This window comes from Streptomyces djakartensis, from assembly GCF_014651075.1.
Taxonomy (GTDB): domain Bacteria; phylum Actinomycetota; class Actinomycetes; order Streptomycetales; family Streptomycetaceae; genus Streptomyces; species Streptomyces djakartensis.
The window spans coordinates 290947-297760 of record NZ_BMWE01000011.1 but is presented as its reverse complement, the minus strand read 5'-3'; the positions used below and the strand labels follow the sequence as shown (position 1 = coordinate 297760).

General features: G+C 71.4%; 5 protein-coding genes. 2 read left to right on the top strand and 3 right to left on the bottom strand.

Going from position 1 to position 6814, the window contains the following annotated elements:
• Positions 1-457: 457 nt before the first annotated feature.
• On the bottom strand, positions 458-1006 hold the full coding sequence (locus tag IE212_RS21090) for a MarR family winged helix-turn-helix transcriptional regulator (protein WP_190199422.1): 549 nt from the start codon (positions 1004-1006) through the stop codon (positions 458-460).
• A 122-nt stretch (positions 1007-1128) separates the two neighbouring features.
• Between IE212_RS21090 and IE212_RS21085 the strand changes: the two genes are divergently transcribed.
• On the top strand, positions 1129-2394 hold the full coding sequence (locus tag IE212_RS21085) for an MFS transporter (protein WP_190199444.1): 1266 nt from the start codon (positions 1129-1131) through the stop codon (positions 2392-2394).
• Between the two features lie 17 nt (positions 2395-2411).
• Here IE212_RS21085 and IE212_RS21080 read toward each other — a convergent pair whose 3' ends face one another.
• On the bottom strand, positions 2412-4073 hold the full coding sequence (locus IE212_RS21080) for an ATP-binding SpoIIE family protein phosphatase (RefSeq protein WP_190199421.1): 1662 nt from the start codon (positions 4071-4073) through the stop codon (positions 2412-2414).
• Between the two features lie 173 nt (positions 4074-4246).
• On the bottom strand, positions 4247-5626 hold the full coding sequence (locus IE212_RS21075) for an NAD(P)/FAD-dependent oxidoreductase (RefSeq protein ID WP_190199420.1): 1380 nt from the start codon (positions 5624-5626) through the stop codon (positions 4247-4249).
• A gap of 378 nt (positions 5627-6004) precedes the next feature.
• On the opposite strand from IE212_RS21075, the gene IE212_RS21070 reads away from it, so the two are divergent.
• Positions 6005-6784: a TetR/AcrR family transcriptional regulator gene (locus tag IE212_RS21070; protein ID WP_190199419.1), complete on the top strand. Its 780-nt coding sequence runs from the start codon at positions 6005-6007 to the stop codon at positions 6782-6784.
• The last annotated feature ends 30 nt before the right edge of the window (positions 6785-6814 follow it).

Here is a 6814-nt window from a genome sequence, read left to right as displayed (position 1 = left end):
CGGGCTTTCCTCCGGGCGCTTCCCTTCGGTCTTGCGTTTCCGACTCTATCAGATCTTTTCTCGATCCGATTTCCTCGGTGCTTTCCAGGTTCCCGCTCTCGCGTTTCCCTTTCCGGCGCTTCCGACTCTATCAGATCCTTTCGGCCCTGATTCCCAGTCAGAGGGGGTTGCCTTCCCGGCCCTTGGGCCGTTCCGACGTCTCCAACTTTAGCGCGGTCCCTCGGCGTTTCCCAAATCGAAGCCAGTCGGAGTCGATCAGGTCGCCCAGTCCCATTCGAATTGAATTCGGACGCGCCGAAACAACCCCGTTGGGAGTGATCTTGCTAGTGGTTGGATGCCGCTCGTGCGGCGGAAGTGCTGCCGGAGAACCGTTACGGCTCCGTGGCAACCCGAAGAACCTTACGGATCCGGTGGAGGGCTGTCAAGCACCCGCTGTCAAGATCTTTTCAGGTGCACGTCACTCCAGGTCGGAGAGGCGGCCGCCCGCGTCCGGCTGGGCGTCTTCCACCCTGCGCAGGAGCCGGGTGAGGACCTCGCCCAGCGCTGTGCGCTCGGGTGGGGACAGGTCCTGGAGCAGGTCCTCCTCGAAGACCGACGCCAGGCGCATCGCCTCCAGCCACTTCTCACGCCCCTCGGATGTCAGTTCCACGATGACTCGTACGCGGTTCGTCTCGTCTCGCTCCCGGGTCACCAATCCTTCGCCGACCATGCGGTCGATCCGGTGCGTCATGGCGGCCGGCGTGAGGCCGAGGCGCTTGGCGAGGTCGCTCGGGCCCAGTTGGTAGGGGGCGCCGGACAGGACGAGGGCCTTGAGTACCTCCCACTCGGCGTTGCTGATGCCGAGGGCCGCGGTCTGACGGCCGTAGGCGACGTTCATACGGCGGTTCAGGCGGGACAGGGCGGAGACGATCTGCTCGACCTGGGGGTCCAGGTCCTGGAACTCGCGCTGGTACGCGGCGATCTGTTCTTCGAGGGTCGGCTCGCCGGAGCCGGGGGTGTCGCCCATGGGCGCAGTATGGCACGGCCGTTCTTTGCCTTGAAGTCCTTGGATATGTACTCTTTAGCTTCGAAGTTTAGTTTCGAAGTCTTCACACCTAACTTGTGAGAGAGGTGAACGTGACCAGGGCGATGGGCGCAGCGATGCGCCGGATCCACGTGGGCAACGCACTCAGCGCTTTCGGGCTCGGCTTCACGGTCCCGTACCTGTACGTCTATGTGGCGCAGGTGCGGGGGCTGGGAGCCATGACGGCGGGTCTCGTACTCGCCGTCTTCGCTGTGGCCGCGCTGGTCGTGCTGCCGTTCGCCGGGCGGGCCATCGTCCGGCGTGGCCCGCTGCCGGTGCTGCTCGCCGCCCTGGTCGCCGCCGCCGTGGGTTCGTTGGGCCTGGGGCTCGCCGGCAGTGCGGCGACCGTGCTGGTGACCGCTGCCGTGCTGGGGGCCGGGCAGGCCGTGACGCAACCGGCGCTGGCGACGATGATCGTGGACTGTTCGACCGCTGAGACGCGGTCACGGGCCTTCGCCCTGCAGTTCTTCCTGCAGAACCTCGGGCTCGGGGTGGGCGGCCTGATCGGCGGGCATCTCGTCGACACGACCAGTGCCGCCTCCTTCACGCTGCTCTTCGCGATCCAGGCGGCGGTGTTCCTGCTGCTGGTCGTGGTGATGGTGACGGTCCGGGTGCCGCATGTCCCGCTGGTCGGGGAGGCTCCCGTGGCGTCGGGGCGAGGCAGCTGGAAGCAGTTGCTGGGCAACCGGGCCATGGTGCAGCTGTGCGTGCTGGGCTTCGTGCTGTTCTTCGCCTGCTACGGGCAGTTCGAGTCGGGGCTGAGCGCGTACGGGGTGGAGGCCGCCGGGATATCGACGTCCGCGCTGGGGACGGCGCTGGCGGCGAACACGCTGGTGATCGTGGTCGCGCAGTTCGCCGTGCTGCGGTTCGTGGAGCGGCGCCGGCGGTCGCGGGTGATCGCTGTCGTGGGGCTGATCTGGGCCGTGGCGTGGGCCGTCGCCGGGTACGCGGGGCTGGGGCACGGGAGCCAGGAGATGGCGACGGCCGCGTTCGTCTCGACGTACGCGTTGTTCGGTCTGGGTGAGGCGATGCTGTCGCCGACCGTGGCCCCGCTGGTCGCGGATCTCGCGCCGGAGGGGATGGCCGGGCAGTACAACTCCGCGTTCGCCCTGGTCAAGCAGCTCGCGTTGGCTGTCGGGCCGGCGGTGGGCGGGCCGCTGGGCGCCTCGCTGCACGCGCCGTACATCGTGGCGTTCCTGGTGTTCTCCCTGGGGATCACCGTCCTTGCCGTGCGGTTGGGCCGGCAGCTGACCGAAGCGCAGGATCGGCCGTGGCTCGCGAAGAGCCGGATCGTGGCGCGGGGTGGGGCGCCCGTCTCCGCGGACGTCTGATCCCCGCACCGGCCGCGTCACCGGGTGCGCGGCAGGGCGAACTCGCACCAGACCGCCTTGCCGCCGCCGGGGGTGCGGCGGCAGCCCCAGTTCGAGGCGATCGTGGCGACTATGGCGATGCCGCGGCCGGACTCGTCGCCCGGTTCCGCGCGGCGGCGTCTGGGGAGGTGGTCGTCGCCGTCGGTGACCTCGATGATCAGGCGGCGGTCGGTGCGGCGCAGGCGCAGGCGCATCGGCGGGGTGCCGTGCTGGAGGGAGTTGGCGACCAGTTCGCTGGTGGCGAGGACGCCCAGGTCGTGCAGGTCGGCGGGGAAGCGCCAGCTGGTCAGGACGCCGGAGGCGAAGGCACGCGCGCGGGGCGCCGCCTCGACGCCGCCCAGGAGTTCGAGGGCGGCGTTGCGGAAGAGCTCGCCCTCGGGGCCGGTGCGGGCGGGGTGCTGCAGGACCAGGACGGCCACGTCGTCGTCGTGGTCGGGGGTCACGCCGGCCGAGCGGACCAGGCGGTCGCAGACGACCTGGGGTGTGCCGGTGGCGCCGGAGAGGGCGCGTTCCAGGGCGGCGATGCCTTCGTCCAGGTCGGCGTCGCGGCGCTCGACCAGGCCGTCCGTGTAGAGGACGGCCGTGGAGCCGGGGCTGAGCGGGACCGAGCCGGAGGAGTGGATCCAGCCACCGGTGCCGAGCGGGGGGCCGGTGGGTTCGTCGGCGCGCAGGACGGTGCCGTTCTCGTCGCGGACGAGGATGGGGAGGTGGCCGGCCGAGGCGTAGACCAGCTTGCCCTCGTTCGGGTCGTGGACGGCGTATGCGCAGGTGGCGATCTGGTTGGCGTCGATCTCGCCCGCCAGGCCGTCGAGGAGCTGGAGGACCTCGTGCGGGGGGAGGTCGAGGCGGGCGTAGGCGCGGACCGCCGTGCGGAGCTGGCCCATGACGGCCGCCGCGCGGACGCCGCGGCCCATGACGTCGCCGATGACGAGGGCCGTGCGGCCGCCGCCCAGAGTGATCACGTCGTACCAGTCGCCGCCGACCGCGGCTTCCGTGCCGCCGGGGTGGTAGGTGGCGGCGATGCGCAGGTCGTCCGGCTCTTCGAGTTCCTGGGGGAGCAGGGAGCGTTGCAGGGTGACCGCGGTTTCGCGCTGGCGGCGTTCGCTGGCGCGCAGGCGTTCGGCGGCTTCGGCGTGGTCGGTGACGTCGGTGGCGAAGACGAGGACGCCGCGGCCGTCGCTGCCGCCCTTGTCGTCGTCCTGGGCGACCGGGGTGCAGGTGAAGGTGTAGCAGCGGCCGTCGGGTGCCTTGCGGGACTTCACCGTGCGCGGTCTGCCGCTGCGCTGGACCTGGTCCAGCAGGGGGAACAGGCCGAGGGCGTCGAGTTCGGGGAGGGCCTCGCGGGCGCGTTCGCCCAGGGGGCGTGCGCCGAAGGCGGTCGTGTAGGCGTCGTTGACGTAGGCGATGCGGTGGTCGGCGCCGTGGACCAGGGCGACGAGGGAGGGGACTCGGTCGAGGACCTCGCGCACCCGCAGTTCGTCGACGGCGGGTACGGACGGCGCGTCGTCGGTCAGTTGTTCGGCGCGGGCGGCGGGTACGGAGCCTTCCCCTCGCCGGTCCGGGGAGGCCGTCTGCATGGTCCGCGCTGCGGCGCGGCGCTGTGTTCCGGGGAGCCGGGCGCTCCAGCGCGTGAAGTTCACGAATCCTTGCCTCGTGTAGTCGTCGGCGACCGGCACCGGAACCGGCCGGGGCCCGGGGGCCCGCACCGGGGGCGAGCGGTGGCCCGCCCGCGGTGGAGGACCAGTCTGGCAGTGTGCCGACCGGGTCGGCATCCGTCAGACGCCGGGCCGGCCGGTGGAGTTCCTGGGTCCGGTCAGGACGACCCCTTCGTGTTGTGCCGAGGGTCCTGGGGAGGCTTTCCCCCGGCCGCGAGTTCGAACTCCGCCCGCGGGTGTTCGAGTGAACCGAGGGAGACGATCTCCCGTTTGAACATTCCGGCCAGCGTCCATTCGGCGAGCACGCGCGCCTTGCGGTTGAAGGTGGGCACGCGGCTGAGGTGGTAGGTGCGGTGCATGAACCAGGCGGGCCAGCCCTTGAGCTTGCGCCCGTAGACGTGGGCGACGCCCTTGTGCAGGCCCAGGGAGGCGACCGAGCCGGCGTAGGCGTGTTCGTACGTCCGCAGGGGCTCGCCGCGCAGGGTACGCACGATGTTGTCGGCGAGGACCTTGGACTGGCGGAGTGCGTGCTGGGCGTTGGGGGCGCACTCGCGGCCCGGCTCACCCGCGGTGACGTCGGGGACGGCGGCGGCGTCTCCCGCGGCCCACGCGTGCGGGGCGCCCTCGACGGTCAGTTCCGCGGTGCACTTCAGCCGTCCGCGGTCGTCGCGGGGCAGGTCGGTGGCGGCGAGCACGGGGTGGGGTTTCACGCCGGCCGTCCAGACGACCGTGCGGGTGGGGAGGCGGGCGCCGTCGCTGAGGACCGCGACCCGGTCGGCGCAGGACTCCAGGCGGGTCCGCAGGCGTACGTCGATGTTGCGGCGGCGCAGTTCGGTGACGGTGTAGCGGCCCATCTCCTCGCCGACCTCGGGCAGGATGCGGTCGGAGGCCTCGACGAGGATCCACTTCATGTCCTCGGGCTGGACGTTGTGGTAGTAGCGCGCGGCGTAGCGGGCCATGTCCTCCAGTTCGCCGAGTGCCTCCACGCCCGCGAAGCCGCCGCCGACGAAGACGAAGGTCAGGGCCGCGTCGCGGATCGCGGGGTCGCGGGTGGAGGAGGCGATGTCCATCTGTTCGATGACGTGGTTGCGCAGGCCGATGGCCTCCTCGACGGTCTTGAAGCCGATGCCGTGGTCGGCGAGGCCGGGGACCGGGAGGGCGCGTGAGACGGATCCGGGGGCGAGGACGAGTTCGTCGTACGTCAGTCGTTGTCCGCCGGCGCCCTCCTCCTCGGTGGCGAGGGTGGCGACGGTGGCGGTGCGTTTCGCGTGGTCGATGGCGGTGGCCTCGCCGATGACGACGCGGCATCGGTGCAGGACGCGGCGCAGGGGCACGACGACGTGGCGTGGGGAGATGGCTCCGGCGGCGGCCTCGGGGAGGAAGGGCTGGTACGTCATGTACGGGTCGGGTGTGACGACCGTGATCTCCACCTCGGCCCGGTCCAGTTCCCGTTTCAGGCGGCGCTGGAGGCGCAGGGCCGTGTACATCCCGACGTAGCCGCCACCGACAACGAGAATGCGCGCACGTTCCTTCACCATCCCATGACGCACCCGCCGCTTGCGTTTGTCCACAGCCTCGACGAATTGTGTGACTGGAGCGGAAGAGCGCGCGTAGTTGGCCGGAATAGCAACCTGGGATGAATACCCGCAGGTCAGCGGTGGTGGTGCGGGGGGCGCTCGGGGGTACATTCAGGACGTTTGCGGCCCGTACTCCGATCGGTGGGCGCTCCGTGCGGAACCTGCCCCTTCTGAATTGACTCCCTCTCAACTATGTTCTTGTCTCGACGGGGTGTCAGGGGGATGCGCTCACAGGGCCCGAACGACGGGCGGGCCCGCGACCCGAGCCCGATCCTCCGTCCCGGCATCGAATGGCGGGGAGTGTCTCCGGGGGGAGACGTCAGTACCGGGGGAATGCTTATGCATGTTCAGGACTCTCATTGGTCGTCCGCTTCCGCTCTCGCGGCGGGTGGCGCGACGATGAGCGCGGCGACGGGGAGCGGACGCGGGAACGGACCGCGGACGACGCCGCTGCGCGTGGACGCACAGCGCAATCTGGAGCACGTGCTGCGTGCGGCGCGCGAGGTGTTCGGCGAGCTGGGCTACGGCGCGCCGATGGAGGACGTGGCCCGGCGCGCGCGGGTCGGTGTGGGGACGGTGTACCGGCGGTTCCCGAGCAAGGACGTCCTGGTGCGGCGGATAGCCGAGGAGGAGACCTCCCGGCTCACCGACCAGGCGCGGGCGGCGCTCGGGCAGGAGGACGAGCCGTGGTCGGCGCTGTCGCGGTTCCTGCGCACGTCGGTGGCCTCCGGTGCCGGGCGGTTGCTGCCTCCGCAGGTGCTGCGGGTCTCGGTCGGCGAGGACGGGGCCGGCGGGGCGCGGGTGCCGCAGCAGCGGACGCAGGCGGGCCCGACGGAGTTGCGGCTGGTGCCGGAGGAGCCGGTGGCGGTCGCCTCGGTACCGGCGCCCGCGGTCGCCGTGGAGGACGACGCGGGGGCGTCGGCGCTGCTCGAGGTCGTGGGCCAGCTCGTGGAGCGGGCGCGTGCGGCGGGTGAGCTGCGGCCGGACGTGTCGGTCTCGGACGTCCTGCTGGTGATCGCGACGGCCGCGCCCTCGCTGCCGGACGCGGCACAGCAGGCGGCGGCCTCGGCCCGGCTGCTGGACATCCTGCTGGAGGGGCTGCGGTCGCGGCCTGCGTGAGCGCTCGGGCCCGGGCTCGGGGGGAGACTT